This is a genomic window from Pannus brasiliensis CCIBt3594, assembly GCF_036688125.1.
GTDB lineage: Bacteria > Cyanobacteriota > Cyanobacteriia > Cyanobacteriales > Microcystaceae > Pannus > Pannus brasiliensis.
The window spans coordinates 1-18881 of sequence record NZ_JBAFSM010000078.1 but is presented as its reverse complement, the minus strand read 5'-3'; the positions used below and the strand labels follow the sequence as shown (position 1 = coordinate 18881).

Here is an 18881-nt window from a genome sequence, read left to right as displayed (position 1 = left end):
ATTGCCATAAAACCAGATTGCCATAATTCTTTAAAACCAGATGATAGAATTCGGGTCGATCGGGTTCCCGTTGAAGAGAGCGTTAAAGTTAACCTAAGCGCAAAAACTTTCAAGGGGTTATCGATCGATTTGCGCCGCTCACTCGTTGACTAACGTGGGTTCGATCCAGATCAGTTCGTATGTCGGTTCCGAACGCGAGCCGTAGGGTTGCCAGCGATGGAATCCCCGTCGCCAGTGAGTGGCGATCGATCGGGGATCGCCCCCGGTCTCGATCGATACTCTCTCCCTCTTGATCCGGTAATCCCGGCCGATCATTATCGGGGTCAATTTCTGTTTTTTGCCGGTCGTTTCCCGCCGGGTTGTCCGCGCGGTTCCCGTTACGGCTACCGATTCCTCTAGCGAGCGGGGGCGTTGTAGGTAAAGCAGAACTTGAATTAACAACTCCGTCACCCGATCGATAAACTCCTTTTCCGTGGTCGTGTCGGTATTCGCCCCTCTATATTCTAGAGATTGGTTAATATAAACCTTGTCATCGTGAAAATCCAGTTGATGGTTCTCGATCTTGAGATGTCGGTTAACCCCGTATTGGGTACCGTCCTCGAAGATCGTCACCCAACTCAAGCTTTCTTCTACGGTCGGTTGGATGTAGAGCGTGTCGGATAGGGTTCGGATCGGGGGGATCGTGTCGCCCGCGATCCGGTGGGAAAAACAGAGCCATTTTAGCGGTACTCCGTCCGGGTTCTTGAGTTTGGGCGGAACGAGTAAAACCCCGCTCGGGATTACCTGTCGGATATTGCCGATCGCGGACGGGAGACACGTATTCAAGAACGCCTCGAATAGTTCCCCCCCCAACCAATAAGAACCGAACCCCTCCCGATAAGCCCGATCGAGCGTGATAATCGAGGTTTTGTGGGTAAAATCACGCTCGAAGATGGAGCTATCGTAGTATTGATAACCGGTCATCGTGCGGGCGAGGGCGAACATGACTTCCTCGTGTTCGATATAGCCTTTAACGTGACCGTAGCGCCGCTCGTTGAACTTTTTGTAAAAGGGAGATTGCCGGGTAAGCTGGTTCAGCTTTTTGGCGATCTCTCGGTCAGAACTCACGCTCATAGATAGATTTCCCTCGCTGATACCGAATATACCGATAAACCGAGCTTCTAGGGGCGCGGGATAGATCCCTCGAATTGGCTTCGTTCTCGCGCGATCGTCTTCGAGAAATCGATCGACGGAGGCGACCGCGATTAATCGGTGACTTTCGCGCTCGGGTTAACTTCCCGCCATCGATCGGCCCACTGGAACCGAACCCCCGCGTTTCGGGCGGCGGCCTCGTCCTCGGGTCGATCGCCGACGAATAAACAATCCTCGATCGGATTCTTCCCGTTTTGGATATTGAATAAGGCCGCGAGAATCATGCCGGGATTCGGCTTCCTGAAGCTTCCCGACCAATGCGCCGCCCATTCCGTATGCACGGGGCGGCCTAAATTTTCTCGACTGACAAGATAACAGAATTTTCCCTCGAAATCGGGACAGAAATAGATGTAGGACAGTTGGGGGAAAAGTTCTAACGTTCGGATCTGCTCGTCGATCGCGTCCTGTAGAAATTTTTGCCCGGCCGCTACCCCTCCCTGATTGGTGATACCGATCATTCGATAACCGTCGGCGTGATAGCGATCGAGTGCCTCGATCGATCCCTCGATGGGTTCTTGATCTTCGGGTTCGTTGATGAAAGTTTTCCCGCTCTTGGTTCGCCGGATCGTACCGTCGAGGTCGAGAAGTAATATTTTTGCCATTGCCGTGTACGCTCCTTTTTATTTAGAGAAATGGGTGAGGTTAGGGAGATGGGGAGATGGGGAGATGGGGAGATAGGGAGATAGGGAGATGGGGAGATAGGGAGATGGGAGATGGGAGATGGGGAACTATAAATGTTTACAGTCTCTCCATGCGTTCCTTTATCAGTCTCCCTAGATCGAGAAGTTTTTCTCGTGTCCGCTCGTCTGTAGTATGAATTTCGGGGCTTTCCTCTTCCAGAGCCACCGCGCAGAAATCGCAATAATCGAAGAATCTATCGGCCTGTCCGTAGCAATTAAACATCATTCTTCCGCATCCCTCGCAACGGAATAATAGGGGGCTATCGTTATCATCCTCGTCTTTGCAATTGCCGCAATAGCAGGGCGGTGAGGGTTCCCCCGCTATTTTTTGAAACTCTTCTTTAATAAATGGAGAGTGCATGACTTAAACTCCTTGATTTTGATTCTGGATAACTTGGATAATGTTGTCAGGGATGTCGAATAACCATTGTTGTCCCACGATAGGAAATGGTTGGATTTTTTTAATGTCATCTAAAGTCCACGCGCGCATCCCTTTTTGATAATCTCCTAAAGCCTTCTCGATCTCCGATAATTGTGGCTCGATCGATTCAGCCGGTACGCAGTCCGTGATATTCGCCACCGCTACCGCGACACCTAAAGGCACAGCTTGAGTGTTGATGTAATTTAGGAAACTCAAATCATCGGGAAACTTTTGATATAGTTCGTAATAGATTTTGTGTAGCGCGTTCGTGTGCTTTTTCCCCGCGCAGATTAACACTTTTCCTCGATAATTCGTGTGTCGTGTTCGGGTTTCGACCTTTTGTGACCGTAGGCGATCGCGTAAGCCCATCCGCCATAGATTGATAGACCTTTCATTTCAAACTCCTAATTTACTTTTCAGAAACTCTTTATATTCCTCTAAAACCTTCTGTGATTTCGGGCTGTCGATCGACTCCAGAATCTCCCGGATCGGTTTCCCGGCCCGATCGAGTTCCCGAACCTTCTCGACCTTCGATTCGGGGAGATAGATCGATCGCTTCTTCCGGCCAAACTCCACCTGATAGGAGATTTGGGGATATTTCTTCCCGTATTTCGACTGGCTCGCGTAGGTGGTGATGAAGCTCCCCGATCCCTGCCCTCGCGGGCGGCGCGGGCGCTTGGCTGTCGGGTCTTTGGGGATTGTCTCTAATTTTCCCGCGGGGGTAAATCGCTCGCACTCTTTAGCCGTCGCCTCGGTGAAATAATGCCCGTCGGCGAGGCAGGTAAACAGGGGACTCGATCGAATCCGTTCGGCGAAGTGGCACGAGAAACATTTGCTAGGGGTTAACGCGGGTGGTGGCGGTTCTTCGCTCGGGGGCTGTCGCTCGGGCTGTCCGCTCTCCCACTCCCGCCACGCCGATTCGTATTCCTCGATCGATTTGTAATCGTCGGGGTCGGGGGGTTCGATCTCCGACGGGAAGATCGTTAACTGCCCTTCCTCGTCGGTGGTGTAGGTGAGAGGCCGGAAGTCGTCGGGGTTCCACGGCTTAACCCCTAGCAAAGTTTCGGCAGTGTTTCCCTCGGGAGCGGAGCGCTGGCTTTGCCAGTTCGCCACCGCCGGCTCGTTAACCCCTAGCAAACTTCCGGCACTTTCAACCGGTTCGCTCGGCTCGTTAACCCCTAGCAAACTTCTGGCACTCTCGATCGAGGAGTTAACCCCTAGCAAACTTCGGGCGCTCTCGATCGGGCTGGCCGTCGCCGCGCTATCCGAGGTCGTGGAGGTAGAGGACTCGATCGAAGACGATCCGCGCTTGGGCCGGCGTGACCGCGCGACCTGCGAGGTATCGGGCCCGGATTCTGCCGGGGGTATCTTTGACGGTGCTGTATTCTGCGGGTTTGAGTTCTCGGCTTCTAGAGCCTTGTACCAGCCGAGGGGAAAGCCCATGATAGCGGCCATCGCTGGCGCGCTCAATTGCAACTCTAAGCCACTGTTGACTAGCCCTTGCCCTCTCCACCATCTCTCGCATCTGCTGTGGCCAGCGGGTCTGTTGGTAACGCCCCGATTGCTCGTTAGGGTAGGAAATAATAAATAATCTGGGTCGGCGGTGTCCCGCTCCGCATTCTTCCGCTTTGATGATTTGCGGATCGTCCCACGAATATCCCGCCATTCTGAGTCCTCCAAGAATCGCTCGAAGTCCTCGATCGACAACTCCATCAGGCTGTTCAACAACAAAGAATCGGGGTCTGCATTCGATAAGCAGTCGGATTCCCTCTCGCCAGAGGGCTGATTCGGGGTGAGCGAGTCCGGTTTTCGTTCCGGCGTTGCTTGTGCCAGTGCAGGGGAACCCGCAGGTGATGATGTCGTATTTTCCCCGTTCCCCGCGAAAGTCTTTGATGTCGCCGAAAATAGGGATATTTGGGAAGTTTCCGCACCAGACGAGTTGAGCGTCAGGGTCGTTGTCGATCGCTTGGATCGTTTTGATGCGCCCGGTTTGTTCTGCCGCGACGGTGAACCCGCCACTTCCGGCGAAACTGTCGAGATGGGTAAGCTCGGTATTGATAAACATGATTTTTCTAAGCTAGGGGTTTGATTTTCGAGATTTTTCGTTTCTTCTCCGCAATATTCACAGATATATTTGTCAAGGCTTCGGCAGAACACCCAGCTATGCGAACAATTGCTAGGGGTTATCTCTAGTCCCTCGTCGAGAGCTTCGAGGAGGCTTTTCGGTTCCGATATTCGGTTCTTTCTCACCTCGATATAGGCTTTCCCCTTGGTTTTCCCCCATTTCTCCAGCCAAGCGCGGGGGGACGAGAATTTAGAGGTGTCTTTGATGGGAATATTCAGTTCGATCGATTTCCCGTTCTCGTCGGTGGTGGAGATCGATCGGCTCGCCGTCGCCTCGGTATAGGTGAATTCCCACGTTAAGCCGGAGAACTCTACCGAATGAGAGCGATACCACCAATATTGACTATCGTGAGCGGCTATCATCCTTCATTACCTCCCGCTTTCTGTAATTTTTCCCGTAATTCGGGATTATTTTCGAGAGCTTTATCGATCGCCGCCCTCAATTCCTCGTTCTCCTTGGGAGCTTCCACGGGAATCTCTTCGGGCGTGGGGGCGGGAATTGGTGGGGGTGCGGGAGCGTAGCGCTGGCTTTGCCAGTTCGCCGCTTTCTCCGGTTGCCGTTTCTGGAGCTTTTCCCGGAGAGCCGGGTTTAATTTCTCGATCGCCGCCCTCAATGCCTCGCCCGTGCAAGGCTCTAAGCTTTCTCCCGACTTAGCCCGTCGCCACTCGATCAGTTCGTTCGGTCTCGATCGCAATCTCACCAACGGCTCGCGGTATCGATCGAGGGGCAGGAGTTCAGGCGCAACGTCTTCGACAATTTCGCCGCGGGCGTACTGATACCATTCCAGAAATTCGCTCGATAGTTTCTTTAATGGCTTTTCCTCGCGTTGTTTCGGGATTTGATAGAGAAAAACACCATATTTGTTATGGATCGTTTCCCCCGTGGCTTCGATGTGTCGGATCGCTCCCCACGCTCGCGATTCCCCGTATTGGGCGATCGCCTCCCGGATCTTTTTATCGATCGGGATCTCCAGTTCGGTGAGTCGATCGAGTAGGGTGTTAGAAATCTTGCTAGGGGTTATCGGATCGGGGGGTGCGGGATCGGGAGCGTAGCGCTGGCTTTGCCAGTTCGCTGGGGATGTAACGGTCTCTTCCTTCTCTTGAAAATGCAAACCACCCCCCTCGGTCTGGATGGTTTGAATAGTCTGAATGGTCTGAATAGTCTGAGGCCTTTTAGAAGCCTTGCGGGGTAAGGGTTTCGGGCTTTCCGACTCCGGAATCCCGGACTCTGACTCCGGAATCTTGGACTTTGACTCCGGAATCTTGGACTCTGACTCCGGAATTCCGGACTCCGAGTCCGGAATCTTGGACTCCAAAATCCCGGACTCCAAAATCCCGGACTCGCCTTGAAGGTTGAAAACCCTTGAAATTCCGTCTTTAAAATCGAATAATCCTAATTTCTGAAATTTAGCCTTGATCGTGAAATAGCTGGACTTCCCGATCGAGCATTTAAGCATCAGTTCGGCGGGAACGAATTTCGCGCCCCGATCGCCGAAAGGGTCGAGGCTGACTAGATAGCACCAGACGCGCCACTCCGCCGCGGTTAGCTCTGCCGATAGCAGTCGGTCTCTCACGTCCGGGGTCAGTCTAAAGAAGGTTTCGGATTTCGGTTTTTCGTTTATCATGGTGGTGTGGTAATAAAAATGAGAACGTAGCCCCCAGTCTTGCCGGACGGGGCTATGTTGCTTTTCAGGACTTTTTCGAGAGCCTCATCGCTTCGCCGACGCGCCCGCTAATGGCTTCGGGCTTCGCCGTCATCCCGGCTAACGGTATCGAACCTCTCGGATCTCCCGCGTTTATCGTTAATTCCTTAGCGTTTCTCGTTAATCCCCGCTCTCCGATCGGGACTTCCCGTTTGGTGATTTCTGGATTTCGTGCCATAATGGGTTTACCTAGTGGATAGAATCAACCTACGAGGTTTATTGTAGCACTACGATTGTTGCTAGGGGTTATTTTTTTAATGGTTGTCCAAACTTGTCCCGATATCGGCACCACCCCGGATCGCTCGCTCGATCCGAAGATTTTCAATCGGATTTTCGCTAAAACTGTTAAAAATCGGGGACTTCAGGGAAAACAAATAGCCGAGTGGACCGGCAGAACCCCTAACAGCATTTCCCGGATTCGGACGGGGGAAGATTCCCCGCGTCTGTGCGATTTCGTCGAGATACTATCGGCGATCGAGGCGAAAGACCCCGGATTTTTCGAGGCTTTCTGTCGCGAGCTTTCCGGGCAGTCCCGCCGGATGACGATCTCGCCGGAGGAGTTCGTTAATAGTCTGGATTCTTCGGAGTTCGCCGCGTTGATGATGGCCGCGGCGATTCGGTTATCCCAATCCGAGGCGGCACGACGCGCCAGTTGATCGCCGCGAGACCCCGGATAGCGATCGATATGGTCAGATTTTCGTGACAGATTCGGGAAAATATAATAGAGAGTACATTTACTACGTGTTACTCTTTACACTCTTTCGCCAATGGACGGTTCTCCTTCAGCGCTCGCTATGCTTGAAAATGGCAAAATAACGGCAGAAACGATTCTTCAGCAGATTGAAAGTCTGAGTCCCGAGGAGCGCGCGCGTCTTCTCTCGCTGATCAAGCCGGGGGCGACGATCGTTTTTTGTGGGTCTCCCCTGATCTCCCACGCCCCGGCGATCCAGATTAATAGTAATAATTCCGGCGATCTGAAAACCGTTCTCGAAGCGATTCCCCCGGAAGCTCTCAGTGAGATCGTTCAGGCGATCGCCCAGTATATCCTTACCCATCAGGCTTGAGGTTGGATTTCTTCTCTCCTCTTTTTCGGGGGAATCCGTCTCGCCGCTCTCGACCGCCGGAGGGGGCGATCGGGTTTCTCTCGAAAAGGAGTCGATCGCGACGGGCGATCGGGCGAGCGCGCTCTAGGCGATGGTTCCCCTGATCGTCGCCTAGAGTGCCGGGAAGTGATCAACGTTATTGGGGGGGAAAGGTCGGGGCGCAATACCTCTTGGTTAAAGATTTTTTCGGGTTTCTCGCCTACGGAATCATAAGGGTTTCAATCTCCTTGTGAACGGGTCAACGACACTATCCGAGAAGTATTGGGTCGGGGCGAGGGTGATCGCTCGACAGGGATTTCAAGCGATCAAGTAAGATAAAAATTGATCGTCTTTTATCTTCACTTTCCAGATGAATGTGCAAATTTCGTTAATTATAGAAGCTTTATTGGCTACTTTTGTAACCTTGGCTTATAATTTTATCTTATCGACAAAAATAAAAACTAGACGAAATTTTATAATATTTCTGGTTGTTTTTGGAGGGATGATTACCCTATTTGCTTATTTCTATCACTTTGTTATTGTCAAATCACAGGAAGAATCTTTGACAATTTTTATTTTATTAATATCGAGTAATTTAGTTAGTCAATTTGTTGAAGCTTCTCTCTACAGCCGATTAAAGATTGTTGAAAAAACAGTCATGTGTATTTGTTCGATGGCTTTCTGGTACGGACTCGCTTTTTGTTATTACAATCTTACGATCACTGGAAGCTATTTTTTGACTTTTGCAGGATTACCGATTATAGCGGTATCGGGTTTTGTATTGCTGAAAAGATATAAGCTTTTTATTCCCCGATAAAGAAAAACGTTCGCTCCTTCGCTCTAACTGAATTACCCCTGCGCTCATCCGACAAGCTCGCCAAGTACACGGGACAATGGCTAACCCCACGGTGTCAAAAGCAGTCATCGCGCTCGATCAACGTTACCGGAGGAGAGATCGGGGTGAAAATGAAGCGCTGCTACAAGCAGATCGGGAAATAAGTGTGATTCGCGGGTTCGCTCGATTAACCGTTATCTTCCGTCTCTTTCACGATCTCGATAAATAGTTTTCCTAACTCGCTTACCTCAAATCGGAGATTGACGTAATCATCGTTAGAATTTTGAAATGGATGAACGCTCGAAGGACGCAGGGGGGCAAGTCCCCGACCTCTCGCCCTTTGTTTTTCCCAGTTGGTGACGGATAATTGATCGGACATTTCGGTTAGTCCGGAAAGGAGCAGTTGTTTAAAAAACGGAGGTCTTTCGTACAGATCTTCAAGTTTTAATAAACTATTTAAATCGTCGATAAAAGCTTTATCGATCGCGCTCGCTAAACGTCGAAATAGGGCGCGATCGATTCTATCGTCGATATAAGCTTTAAAGAGTTTCGCGAGCATAGGAATTTTATCGATCTCGTCCAATTGATCGATAATAATCATTAATTTTTCTCCCGTATCGCGAGCGAATCTCGGATCTTCTGCCAGTTTTTCACTAAATTTACTTCTCTCTTTCTCCGTTAGCTTGGTGGATTGACAAAACTTGAAAATTTTTCGAGTGAAAAAATAATCTCGGATATCTCGCCCGGATCTGATGAATTTTAGGAGAAATCCTAAAACGGGAAGATCGCGTAAAAAACTATCGTTGAGAAAAAGATCGATCGTGATATCTCCTAGCTCGGTGATCGCGTCCGAAATTTCCGTATCGGCGATCGCTCGGACTATTGACGTACTGATTTCGGGTTCGTCGGGTTTCGGCATAAGGCAAGAATGGATTAGAACATCTCTATCTTAGTATAGATGTTCTTAGCTATTCTCCTACCGTAAGTTTTTAAGATCCAGTTCCCCCGATCGCCTTCGGCGCGCCCCTCACTCCAACCGGATAAACTGACTGGTACACTCGTCCGGGTTGACGTGTAGATATCGGCTCGTCGTCGCTAACGAGCTATGACCGAGCGATTTCCTCAACAACTCGATCCCCGCGCCGTGTTTGAGAGAGTGACAGGCGTGGGCGTGACGCAACCAGTGCGCGGAGGTATGGGGGTTAATTCCCGCCGCTTCTACCGCTTTTTTAATCATCCGGTGGATCGCGTGACGATCGAGCCGGTTTCCCAGTCGCGACAGGAATACCGCGGTCGTTTTCTCCCCGCGGGGGAGTTGGCGGATCTCGTCCCACAGCGATCGATCGAGTAGTAACGTTCGCGTTTTCGATCCCTTGCCGCGGATCGTCACCGTCGCGCCGTCGTTGTTCTCGCGGAAGTCGTTCCAATTCAGCCCGGTCAATTCGGAAATCCGCAGGCCGAGAACGTAAAGCAGTTTGACGATCGCCCGGTCGCGTCCCGGTTCGGTCGCCTCGATGAGCCGTTTAACCTCTTCCTCGATCAGGAGTCTCTCGTTCAACGCGTCGATCGCTTTGGGGGATTTAATCATTTTCGTCGGGTCGGCCGCGAGGTAGCCCGTCCCCATCCCGAAACCGAACAGGGAACGGATAGCGGCCAGTTTATTGATAACGGTGTTTCGGGAGGCCGAGCGCAACTGATACGATTCTAACCACAACAGGATATCCTCGATCCGGGTATCGGCGAGCGGTTTCCCGGTAAATTCGAGGAACTGACGGGCGATCGTCCGGTAGGTCTTTCGGGTCGTTTTCGATTTATCGGAGAGCCAGAAGCGGATGAGTTCCTCGTCGGTCGCCGCGTCCGTCAATCGGGGGTAGGTGGTCAGGGTCATGCCAACACAACAAAAAACGCGTTTTGTTGTGTTCATCCTACTCGATCGGCGCGAGATCCCGGTGAAACGATGCCGCTTTTCCCTCTCGCGCGCGGGACCCCGATCGTTCCCCGCGTCAGGGTCGTGGGTCGGGAAATTTACCGGGTTCGGATTTTCTCGATCTTTTCCTATTTTCGTGGTTATTTGCCATATAGGGAGAAAATATTCCCTAATTTTGCTACAGGAGTTTCCCCTATTTCCGTAATAGTTCCATCAGTTCCATCGCGAGGTCTTTGGGATTCGCCAAGCTCGGAAGGGTGCGTTTTTTGCCCTTCAGCACGATCTCGATATTCTCCCGCTTGGATTCGATAAGCTCGTCGATTCTCTCGTCGATCGTCCCGAGTTGCATCCAGAAACAATAGACCGTGTTCTCCTGCCCGATCCGGTAACACCGATCCTCGGCTTGCTCCGCGTCCCCCGGTGTCCAGGGTCGATCGACGAGGATCACGTTACTCGCCGCTGTCAATGTTAACCCGACTCCCCCGGCCTTGATCGTCCCGATAAAGATTTTACTCTCGCCGGCTTGGAAGCGATCGACGATCGACTGTCTCTCGTCCCGCTCCGTTTCCCCGGTGAGTAGTTCGCAGGGGGCGACCTCGCTTAACTCGGTGTGTAAGGCTTTCGCGGATTCCAGATACTCGGTGAAGATCACGATCGATTGACCCTGCTCTAATAACTCCGTCGCGCGCTCGATCGTCGCCGGCACTTTATAGAGGCTTCCCGTTTTTCGGAGAATATTAATGGTAACGAGGGCTTCCGCTCCTTCTTTAACTTCTTTCGCCGCCACTCTCTGCCAGTATTTCTCGACCTCTTCGCTAATCTCTTTTAAATACGCTTTCTCGCTCTTGTAATCGAGTTCCGCGGGAACGAGCGATCGAAGTTTCGGGGGAAGGTCTAGAACCTCGGCTTTCTTCCGTCTCAGGATCACGTCCTCGGTTTTCTGCGCCAGTTCGTCAAGGTGGGCCGCGCCGGAGTTATCCCACACCTCGCGGCCTCTCCCGATCGGTTTGTGATGTCCCTCGCAATAATATCTCTGATATTTCCAGCGATCCGCGGCGATCGGGTGGTCGGTGATCTGCAATAGGGGGAATAGGTTGATCGGTCGCCCGTTCTTGATGGGGGTTCCCGTGAGAAGCCACGCGGCCAGACAGTTGGGATTGTCCGCGAGTTCTCGTAACGCTTTAGTCCGCTGACTATCTTCGTCCTGCGCGTAGTGCGCTTCGTCGGCGATAACGAGGTATTTTCGCGCTTCTAGAGGCTTGGGAATCCGCGCCCAACTGAAAACCTCGATTTTTATCCCGACTTTCCCCGCTTCCTTCAACCAGTTCGCCCGGAGAGACGCGGGGCAGATCACGAACACCGGGCAATCGTGAACCCGCGCCATCGCTTTGGCCGCCACCAGAGCCGAGGCGGTTTTTCCGAGGCCCATATCGTCGGCGAGGATTCCCCCGCGGTGGATTCCCCCGATCCGGCGCGCGAGTAACCATTTCACCGCTTCCTTTTGATGGGCGAACAGCTTCCACCCGCACTTCAAGGGAGAGTCGAGATCCGCCGCTTCTACCAGCTTCACGATCTCCGCCGCGGCCACTTCGGCCGCTTTCTGTCTTTCGGCCAGTTCCGCCGCTCGCTCGGCCTCGATCGATAGCCGGATTCCCTCGATCTCGGGATCGATCGAGTAGTCGGGCGCGGGGAAGGTTTCCAGAATTTCGAGAATTTTTGCTAGGGGGTAACGCCAGCTATTATCGTATCCGGGTTTTCCGGATTTTTCCCCGCAAAACTCCCAGCCGTCGATCGATTTCGCTTTTCGGTTAAAGGCTCCCGTGCTGTCGTAAGGGTGATAGACGGCGACGCGGCCCCCGACGATCTCGATCCGTTTCTCGGCTTGGGGTTCTCCCTTGGCTTCGGTTCTCTCGAATTTCTTGAATTTATCGGGGTACTGATGCTCGATCGCCTCCCACTCGGGGAGGGTGTACCCGAGCGGTTCTAGCTGGGTTTTCCGATATTTCTGGATCATCTTCAGCCCGGCCTCGGCGTTGGATTTTAATAAGGGTTTCCCCTCGGCGATCCTGTCGGCCAACCAGTGGCCGAATTTCGTGTCGGTTCCGTTGAATCCCACCCCGTCCTTTTGGCGCGCGCCATCGCACCGGCCCGCGAGGTAGAGGATAGCCGCTTCCAGTCGCTTATCCTTCGGGAGCGAAGCGCTGGCTTTGCCAGTTCGCTCCTTTACCTGAGCGATCGCCATCTCTAGATCGTGTCTGAGCAGTAGCAGTTCGTCGATCGAGGCCGTCGTCATCCCGAAAGCTACTCTCGTCATGAAGTCCCGGATCGCTTCAACGGTTATCGGGCCGGCCGCGTTATTTTCCCCCGCGGTCGTTTTGGGTTTCGGCCCGATATTGATGGTTTTAATCGTTGTCCCGTTGCGATCGATACGCTCGTTCGTGCCTAGATTTAACTTCTTCCTCATTTTGCCGACGAACGCGGCGGACACTTTGCAGTGGTCCGCGATAGCCCGATCGCTTCTGTTCTGCCAGTCGGGATCGTTTAGTAACGCGATCACGCTCGATCGCTTTTCCTCTCGCTTTCTGACCCCGGATTGCTCGATGGTCTCGGCTACCATATTCCCGCCCATAACTATAAACGTTTATAGTTAACATGATATCACGATTCACTGTAAACGTTTATAGATTAATAGCCGATCGCGTCCTCCGCCTCCCGGCTGGGAGCGAAGCGCTGGCTCTGCCAGATCGCCCGAATCTTTTTCTCCTCGGGTTTGGAGAAAGTGATTAGCCGCTCGTATTTAACGCGCCCGTCTGGTTGTCTCCCACAGGCGCGCGAGAACCAGATATCCGTACCGTAGCTGTTATCGGGGGAACGTCGGGCGAATCGCTTCCCGTCCCACAGCACGATTGAAGCTCCGTATTTGTCGCCTTTTTCCACTACCGCGTCGATCGAACTCCAGTCGAAAGTAGGGAATTTGTCGATATTTAGCCGATAGTTTGGGGCTGGTTTCTCGGGAATACTTTTTTCGAGAGCCGTGGCTATGCGATCGAGGTTTTTATCTAATCGGTCGATCACCCCGATTAATCGGGCTAATAGAATCTCGGTGTTGGTATTATTGGCCATAATCTTTATTTTTGCGCTTGGGTTAATAAGGGAGTCGATCGAGCTATCCGCCAACCCGATCGACTCCGAAACTTACTCGCTTTTCGCTTCTTCCATTCCCGCGGTTAACGCTTCCTCGATCGAGTTATAACAGCCGCTAACATAAGGGTCTTCTGGAAATTCTTTAAAATATACTATGCCATGCCCGTTACTGATTCCGAAAGAATATTTACTTTTATCTTTCGGGCAGAGCCAAACCGAGACATACATATACATTCTCTCTATTTTCGACCACGTTTTTCTGTTCGCTAAAGACTTTCTGACTTGATTTCCTTCCCATTGATGACCGCACCGATCGCAGTAAATGGTTAGGCTTTCGAGACGTTTTCTATAAACGTCTTGGTTTCCGCATTTTGGACAATTCATGATGATTTTTGAAAATTGCTAGGGGGTTAATTGTTAGATGGGAAGATTGCTAGGGGTTAACCGTAAAATTATTCGAGGTTCTATGGCCGAAAGATTACCGATTACAATTGCTATCCTCGCGAATGTTCCAACTGCCATCGGTGTTAAATAGAAAGAGGCATTTTTTAGCCGGTGTCCCCGGCGCGATTAGGGTCAGCCGTCCTAACTGCCCCCACGCTCCGCCCAACCCGGCGCGGGTATCCGCCCAACTGACGCGGTAAATGTCGCCGCTATTGCCCGCCACTCCCGAAACTCGCCGTAAGGTGGAATTCTCCTCGTCGATCTCGACTCCCGCGGTCAGGGATTGCCACCGAACTGGCTCCGCCAGCGCTTCGCTCCCGGCCGATTCGCATCGATCGCCCTGAATTTTCGCCACCTCGATCCGCCGCTCCGCTGTCTCTCTCATGCAGAGCGCGGCCGGGGTCGCGCCGCTTCCCGTCGCGTCGAACCGGGTAAATTTCCACTGTTGGGAGAGTTCAAACATGGCGATCCTTAAGCGAAGTTCCGCGATAAATCTAGAGAGGAACGATAGCCCGATCATTAATAATATGGTTAATAAAATTATTGTAATCAATAATTCGGCGAGAGTGTAACCAGATTGACCGTCTACTGTTCCTAGCTTGGGGGAATTCATGATAGTTTTGTGAAAATTGCTAGGGTTAAGGGAGAGATAGGATAGGCTCGATCGCTGACTTAGGCGCACCCTTGGCGACCGAGGAAATCCTATCGCTCGATTATTGAAAGATTTAATACCAGAGCGTTAGGTAGAACCATCTTAGATAAAGACAGATTCTCGTCTTTTCTCGGTGGCTAACTTGGGTGTTCCAAGACGGGGAAGTTAATCGATCGATCTCGATTTTCATCTTTGATTCCTCCCGTTATTTGTAACGCTCGTTCGGCTCCGCCGCGCCTTTGGCGACCGCCCGCGTCAGATCGTCGTGAGATTCCCGATCGAGTTCTCCGATTATTTCCTCGCACAACTCGATCGCTTTCTCTAATTTGGTCGCGAGATCGAAGGGTAGTCCTCCCTCCTCCTGCGCGGTGCATTGCGCATTCGTGAGGTTCCCGATGGCCTCGTCGATCTTGCTGTAGGTTCCGGTAAAAGTTTTCATGGTTTTAGGGGATGGGTGGGCTGAGGCTACAATCAGATCGCCACCGATTAGGCTCAGGCTAGATGTCCGGTTCGGTGGCTTTCGCTTCGGCTTACGCGATCGCCTCCAAATTGGCAATTTCGCGACGGAATTCGAGCTTTTTAACGATAAATTCGTTTCGGGTCTTGTTGACCTTGATCTCCGCTAAACCTTTTTTATGTTTAGCCCGTTTCACGCTGTCCCGCGCTTCCGTGTAACTCCGATCGCCCTGCATTTCGAGCCGCTTGGCCTTCCGTTGCTGATCGTTTTTGAGTTCGGGATCTTCGGCGATCGCTCGCTCGATCTCCGACTCTATGAAAGCTAGAGCTTGAATCGCCACATCGAGATCCTGATCTCGGTTGAGTAGGTCGCGTTCCGCGGTGGCGATCGCTTGGGGGAAGAATTTAAGTTCCATTGGCTAGATGTCCTTTTTTCTATTTTTCTCATTATAGCTCATTAACGATAAAATATCAATATGTAGCGATAAAATAAAAACGTGCTACGCTAGATTACGGGTAAAATATCAGTGAATAAAGATGGGCAAGGTTGGAAAGATCCTCAGTACCCTTGAGAAAGAAACGGCGATCGCCAATGGTGTACCGCTGACTACGGTTTATAAGCGGCTCGGTCGGGGCTGGGATGTCGCCGACGCGATTACTAGGCCGTCCCGATCGCTCCCGCCGGGTATCGAGCGCGATGATGTGGGAGAATTCGCGCCCGCTCCCGTGGTTCGCGGCCGGGGGCGATCGACCCGTCTGCCGATCGAACTCGATCCCCAATTGGACGCGGCGATCGAGGCATCCGGGAAAAGTCAGAGCGACTTTATCGCCGATATCCTCGTGGAATGGTTGGGGTCACAACAGAAAGCCCCCGCCCCGCGAGGGAGTCGGCGCGAGGCGGGTTAAAGAATTCCCCTAGCGTGGTTTGCTAGGGGTTAATGGTGGTTAAAACGGTATATCGCTTACATCGGCTTCATATCTGATAAGCCAGTGGTAGAATTCGCTTTGTTGTGCGGTCGGGAACCCGTAGCGATAATCATCCGCTCGGGGGTAGTATTTTCCCCCGCACAATCGGAATAGTAACGGTACAACTCGATAACATGGGTGCATCATAAGGTTAATTGTTAGGGGTTAATGGTGGGGATCGATCGGGGCGATCGCTGTCGCCCCGGTATTTGCTAGGGGTTAACTGGATTTTCGCAAGCGTCGATCAGTAGGTCGGCGATCGAGAAATCGTAGGGGGTCGGCGGTGTCCATTCCTCCTCGTCTTTTTCGAGTTCTGCCAGTAGCGCGGAAACCGTCTCGATCGCTTTTTCGAGGATTCGGGATTGATCGAAAGAGAGACTTTCGCTCTCTTCTTTGGCGAGGAATAAATGGTTCAGGGCGTTTTCTAGATTAGAATTCATGCTATTCTCCTATTAGATTTAGAATGGTTTGCTCGGCCTAGCTAATTGCAGTTAGCTAGGCCAAAGATGATTAGAACGGGCAAGCTGTCGGGGCGATCTCTACTAATTTGGTCACGGTCATCGTTCCGGTTTTGGAGCGATCGCAACTCCGCCAAATTAATACGAGTTCGCCTTTTTCGATCGTCGATCCGACAATCTCGATCCAATCATTTTCTAGGGATAAGGTAGCCATAGCTTCGCCCCTTGTCTTTTGGTTTACCCTTTTATTTTATCATAAATTAGCGGTAAAATATCAATAAATACATAATAAAATCCCCCGATTATAACGGGGGAAATAAGATTTTTTAATAACGAATTTTCTCGGCTTCTAGGGCTTCGATCGAATAATTTCTATATTTTTGGACTTTCCGATTCTTTAGATCGATCGGCACGCACGCACTTAAATCCGCGCCCATACTGATCGCTAATTCTAGCGCGTCATTCCACGCCATCCCCTCGATTTTGCATTCCCATTTATAGTTTTTTAATCTTTTCGTGGGACGGATCTCGAAACTTTGTCGATCGAGATATTGGCAAACTTTTTTAAGCTCGGCTTTATTATTTCCCGCGAGGTAGAAGAGGAATCGACGGCGCACCCGATCGCGCGGGTTAACCGGCCATCGTCGCTCGCCGCTCTCGGATAGGAGGATCAGGGCGCGATCGCATAAATTCAACTGGTACATGGGGGGTCTCCAAAAATCTATACTCTTATTTTATCACCAATTAACGGTAAAATATCATTAAAGCACATTTTGCTAGGGGGTAAAACCCCATAAAAAAGGCGGGGGCGACCCCGCTACAAACGCACTACAGGCACACTACAAAACCGAAAACAGAGACAACTGGACCGGCGAGACCGGCGGGGGCGACGACACCCACCAACCCCCACCGACCGACACCAGCCCCCAGCCCGGCGACGGCACACCGGGGGGAAGGAAGACGACGCACGAGAGACCCAACCCCAGCGCGAGGGCGAGGGAAGACCACGACCCCGCGCCGAACCCCGCGAAACACCGGGAGGAAGAACTGGACGGGGAGAGACCGGGGGGGCAGGGGGAAGCGGGGAACGAGAGCCACAGGCCACCGGGGGGAAGGGAACGAACGCAGGCGACCGATCGGGCCGCGAACGAACCCCGACCCACCCCGAACGAGGCGGCCTGGAAAACCCGCGCCGACGGGAAAAGAGACCGGGCGGCCGCATCGACACCGGCCGCGCACCCCACGGACACCGGGCAGGAGGCGGGAACTAGAGCGGCCACAGAACGGACGGCCGCGAGAGAGGCCGCAACCGGGGAACGGGAACCGGAAAAACCAACGGAAGACGCGGCGGCAACGAGAGAGGCGACGGAAGAGGGAACCACGGGCAGAACCAGAACGCTATAATGATATTTTACCATTAATTAGCGACAAAAACAACAAAAAGCCCCAAAAACGAACGTGCGGGGCGCGCGCCGCAGGCGCGCGCAAAACAAACCGCGACACCCACGGACAGCGCCCCGGCCGCGCCAGACCAGCCGCGCCACCCACCGACCGAAACAACGCCACCCACGGACAACCTACCAGCCACAGTAAGCCACGGACCCCCGGCGGGAGTGGTCGGGCTGGCTCGCACCCCACCGACGAGCGGACAGCGAAGCCAGAGAGCCAGGGCGAGCCAAAGACCGACCGGCGACCAGAGGGGGTCAAACCCACCGACCAACAACCGGACACCGCTACCCGTGTCAACTTCTCCTCTGTCTTTCGGTCGCGTTTCCGGCCCGGGTGGGTTTGGGTGGGCGCGACCGCGGAGGTGCGGGGGGGCGATCGAGACTATCTTTCGCTTTTTCGGTGAGCTTTGGAGTCCCCCCCGCCCGACAAGGGAGCAAATTAGTCTCGTCATCCGCTCCGATTTTCTCGATCGCTCTCGCTTTTCGCTACGCTCTAGCTGATGCTTTTCCCCGGTCTTACTGTTGCGCTCCGGCGACGTGGCATCAACAGGACGAGCTTCCTTCGATCGATAAGCCTCGTGCCGGGTCGCTTTTTGGCCTCTGATTTTCCGGTGAGAGAGTCGGAGCGACGGGGGTGAGCTTTGCCCGTGCCGATAGCCTTGCTCCGTCGCCCGGACGATCGACGCGCTCCGGATTTCCCGTAACTCTAAACGTTTACAGTTAGGCTTCGATCGCCTCGATCCGCCTCGCTTCCTACCCCTATGTATCGATCGATATCACGGGGGTCATCGGGGGCGGTTTAGCCCCCGGAAGTAAACAAACTCTCCCCCACTCGGGGGGTTTGGGGGGGTGGGGAACGCAGTGGGAACCTGATATCCTCTCGCTCTCTCCCCTTTTTCTCCCTGTTGCTCTCTTCCTTCGATCGAGTCAGGAGTCAGGAGTCAGGAAACTTTAGAACACGATAATTTTGGCTTCTACTTATTGATTTCAGCGGGCTGAGAGTTATGTTTGACAAAATTTATGAAAATATTTTGAACGTTGAATGCCATGTATACACCTCCCAATATCACGGTCAGCCTAAGTAAATTAATTACGCCTCCAGCTAAACTTGAGAAACCCACGAGGCTCATTAACTCGGCGAGATCGGATCTATTATGGTAGTGTCTGTATTTTCTTCGGCTCATCGGTGTTGTTTTTCCATAATCAAGGCTCGGGCCGCATTCGTTTCTTTTTCTATCATGCTCCAAATCAAACAAAACCGACAAGCTACAGCCTTTCTCGTAAAGGTGAAGTATATACCAACCCTTACCGCTAAAAGATTCCAACCGCGAGAACGTACCTCATGTATCT

General features: G+C 52.4%; 26 protein-coding genes. 5 read left to right on the top strand and 21 right to left on the bottom strand.

Going from position 1 to position 18881, the window contains the following annotated elements:
* Positions 1 to 138: 138 nt before the first annotated feature.
* The 6 genes from V0288_RS23630 to V0288_RS23605 form a co-directional block, all read right to left on the bottom strand.
* On the bottom strand, positions 139 to 1113 hold the full coding sequence (locus V0288_RS23630; protein WP_332867652.1) for an AcrVA2 family anti-CRISPR protein: 975 nt from the start codon (positions 1111 to 1113) through the stop codon (positions 139 to 141).
* 131 nt (positions 1114 to 1244) lie between these two features.
* Positions 1245 to 1793 (bottom strand): HAD-IIIA family hydrolase, encoded by a 549-nt coding sequence (locus V0288_RS23625; protein ID WP_332867651.1) that lies wholly within the window; start codon positions 1791 to 1793, stop codon positions 1245 to 1247.
* A gap of 136 nt (positions 1794 to 1929) precedes the next feature.
* On the bottom strand, positions 1930 to 2232 hold the full coding sequence (locus V0288_RS23620; protein WP_332867650.1) for a hypothetical protein: 303 nt from the start codon (positions 2230 to 2232) through the stop codon (positions 1930 to 1932).
* A 3-nt stretch (positions 2233 to 2235) separates the two neighbouring features.
* Positions 2236 to 2589, bottom strand: a complete 354-nt coding sequence (locus tag V0288_RS23615) for a hypothetical protein (RefSeq protein WP_332867649.1) — start codon at positions 2587 to 2589, stop codon at positions 2236 to 2238.
* A gap of 99 nt (positions 2590 to 2688) precedes the next feature.
* Entirely contained in the window at positions 2689 to 3516 is an 828-nt protein-coding gene (locus V0288_RS23610) for a hypothetical protein (protein WP_332867648.1), read from the bottom strand.
* A gap of 37 nt (positions 3517 to 3553) precedes the next feature.
* Positions 3554 to 4357: a DNA cytosine methyltransferase gene (locus V0288_RS23605; protein WP_332867647.1), complete on the bottom strand. Its 804-nt coding sequence runs from the start codon at positions 4355 to 4357 to the stop codon at positions 3554 to 3556.
* Between the two features lie 204 nt (positions 4358 to 4561).
* On the opposite strand from V0288_RS23605, the gene V0288_RS23600 reads away from it, so the two are divergent.
* The gene (locus V0288_RS23600) at positions 4562 to 4699 is read left to right on the top strand and encodes a hypothetical protein (RefSeq protein WP_332867646.1); all 138 of its coding nucleotides are present in this window, start codon (positions 4562 to 4564) and stop codon (positions 4697 to 4699) included.
* A gap of 76 nt (positions 4700 to 4775) precedes the next feature.
* Here the strand turns inward: V0288_RS23600 and V0288_RS23595 are convergent, their stop codons facing one another.
* Positions 4776 to 6041: a hypothetical protein gene (locus tag V0288_RS23595; RefSeq protein WP_332867645.1), complete on the bottom strand. Its 1266-nt coding sequence runs from the start codon at positions 6039 to 6041 to the stop codon at positions 4776 to 4778.
* A gap of 64 nt (positions 6042 to 6105) precedes the next feature.
* Positions 6106 to 6297, bottom strand: coding sequence for a hypothetical protein (locus tag V0288_RS23590; protein WP_332867644.1), 192 nt, complete (start codon positions 6295 to 6297; stop codon positions 6106 to 6108).
* 79 nt (positions 6298 to 6376) lie between these two features.
* On the opposite strand from V0288_RS23590, the gene V0288_RS23585 reads away from it, so the two are divergent.
* The 3 genes from V0288_RS23585 to V0288_RS23575 all read left to right on the top strand — a co-directional run bounded on the left by V0288_RS23585 (position 6377) and on the right by V0288_RS23575 (position 8018).
* Complete coding sequence (locus tag V0288_RS23585; protein WP_332867643.1) at positions 6377 to 6775, top strand: hypothetical protein; 399 nt, start codon at positions 6377 to 6379, stop codon at positions 6773 to 6775.
* A 138-nt stretch (positions 6776 to 6913) separates the two neighbouring features.
* Entirely contained in the window at positions 6914 to 7183 is a 270-nt protein-coding gene (locus V0288_RS23580; protein ID WP_332867642.1) for a hypothetical protein, read from the top strand.
* Between the two features lie 394 nt (positions 7184 to 7577).
* Positions 7578 to 8018, top strand: coding sequence for a hypothetical protein (locus tag V0288_RS23575; RefSeq protein WP_332867641.1), 441 nt, complete (start codon positions 7578 to 7580; stop codon positions 8016 to 8018).
* 205 nt (positions 8019 to 8223) lie between these two features.
* On the opposite strand, the gene V0288_RS23570 is transcribed toward V0288_RS23575, so the two are convergent.
* The 8 genes from V0288_RS23570 to V0288_RS23535 form a co-directional block, all read right to left on the bottom strand.
* Positions 8224 to 8955 (bottom strand): hypothetical protein, encoded by a 732-nt coding sequence (locus tag V0288_RS23570; protein ID WP_332867640.1) that lies wholly within the window; start codon positions 8953 to 8955, stop codon positions 8224 to 8226.
* A gap of 108 nt (positions 8956 to 9063) precedes the next feature.
* Complete coding sequence (locus tag V0288_RS23565; RefSeq protein WP_332867639.1) at positions 9064 to 9960, bottom strand: tyrosine-type recombinase/integrase; 897 nt, start codon at positions 9958 to 9960, stop codon at positions 9064 to 9066.
* Between the two features lie 196 nt (positions 9961 to 10156).
* Positions 10157 to 12580 carry a DEAD/DEAH box helicase gene (locus tag V0288_RS23560; protein ID WP_332867638.1) on the bottom strand — a complete coding sequence of 808 codons (2424 nt, stop codon included), beginning with the start codon at positions 12578 to 12580 and terminating at the stop codon, positions 10157 to 10159.
* A 68-nt stretch (positions 12581 to 12648) separates the two neighbouring features.
* Positions 12649 to 13086: a single-stranded DNA-binding protein gene (locus V0288_RS23555; RefSeq protein WP_332867637.1), complete on the bottom strand. Its 438-nt coding sequence runs from the start codon at positions 13084 to 13086 to the stop codon at positions 12649 to 12651.
* 72 nt (positions 13087 to 13158) lie between these two features.
* Positions 13159 to 13491 carry a zinc ribbon domain-containing protein gene (locus tag V0288_RS23550; protein WP_332867636.1) on the bottom strand — a complete coding sequence of 111 codons (333 nt, stop codon included), beginning with the start codon at positions 13489 to 13491 and terminating at the stop codon, positions 13159 to 13161.
* A gap of 94 nt (positions 13492 to 13585) precedes the next feature.
* Positions 13586 to 14164, bottom strand: a complete 579-nt coding sequence (locus V0288_RS23545; RefSeq protein ID WP_332867635.1) for a prepilin-type N-terminal cleavage/methylation domain-containing protein — start codon at positions 14162 to 14164, stop codon at positions 13586 to 13588.
* Between the two features lie 244 nt (positions 14165 to 14408).
* Positions 14409 to 14642, bottom strand: coding sequence for a hypothetical protein (locus V0288_RS23540; protein ID WP_332867634.1), 234 nt, complete (start codon positions 14640 to 14642; stop codon positions 14409 to 14411).
* A gap of 91 nt (positions 14643 to 14733) precedes the next feature.
* Positions 14734 to 15075: a hypothetical protein gene (locus tag V0288_RS23535; protein ID WP_332867633.1), complete on the bottom strand. Its 342-nt coding sequence runs from the start codon at positions 15073 to 15075 to the stop codon at positions 14734 to 14736.
* A 121-nt stretch (positions 15076 to 15196) separates the two neighbouring features.
* Between V0288_RS23535 and V0288_RS23530 the strand changes: the two genes are divergently transcribed.
* Positions 15197 to 15565 (top strand): hypothetical protein, encoded by a 369-nt coding sequence (locus tag V0288_RS23530; protein ID WP_332867632.1) that lies wholly within the window; start codon positions 15197 to 15199, stop codon positions 15563 to 15565.
* Between the two features lie 272 nt (positions 15566 to 15837).
* On the opposite strand, the gene V0288_RS23525 is transcribed toward V0288_RS23530, so the two are convergent.
* The 5 genes from V0288_RS23525 to V0288_RS23505 all read right to left on the bottom strand — a co-directional run bounded on the left by V0288_RS23525 (position 15838) and on the right by V0288_RS23505 (position 17983).
* A complete protein-coding gene (locus V0288_RS23525) occupies positions 15838 to 16065 on the bottom strand; it encodes a hypothetical protein (RefSeq protein WP_332867631.1) in 228 nt (75 codons plus the stop codon).
* 70 nt (positions 16066 to 16135) lie between these two features.
* Positions 16136 to 16297, bottom strand: a complete 162-nt coding sequence (locus tag V0288_RS23520) for a hypothetical protein (RefSeq protein ID WP_332867630.1) — start codon at positions 16295 to 16297, stop codon at positions 16136 to 16138.
* 112 nt (positions 16298 to 16409) lie between these two features.
* Positions 16410 to 16787 carry a hypothetical protein gene (locus V0288_RS23515; protein WP_332867629.1) on the bottom strand — a complete coding sequence of 126 codons (378 nt, stop codon included), beginning with the start codon at positions 16785 to 16787 and terminating at the stop codon, positions 16410 to 16412.
* 135 nt (positions 16788 to 16922) lie between these two features.
* Positions 16923 to 17501 (bottom strand): hypothetical protein, encoded by a 579-nt coding sequence (locus tag V0288_RS23510; protein WP_332867628.1) that lies wholly within the window; start codon positions 17499 to 17501, stop codon positions 16923 to 16925.
* Complete coding sequence (locus V0288_RS23505; RefSeq protein WP_332867627.1) at positions 17501 to 17983, bottom strand: hypothetical protein; 483 nt, start codon at positions 17981 to 17983, stop codon at positions 17501 to 17503. The genes V0288_RS23510 and V0288_RS23505 overlap by 1 nt, the downstream gene beginning before the upstream one ends.
* Positions 17984 to 18881 lie beyond the last annotated feature (898 nt).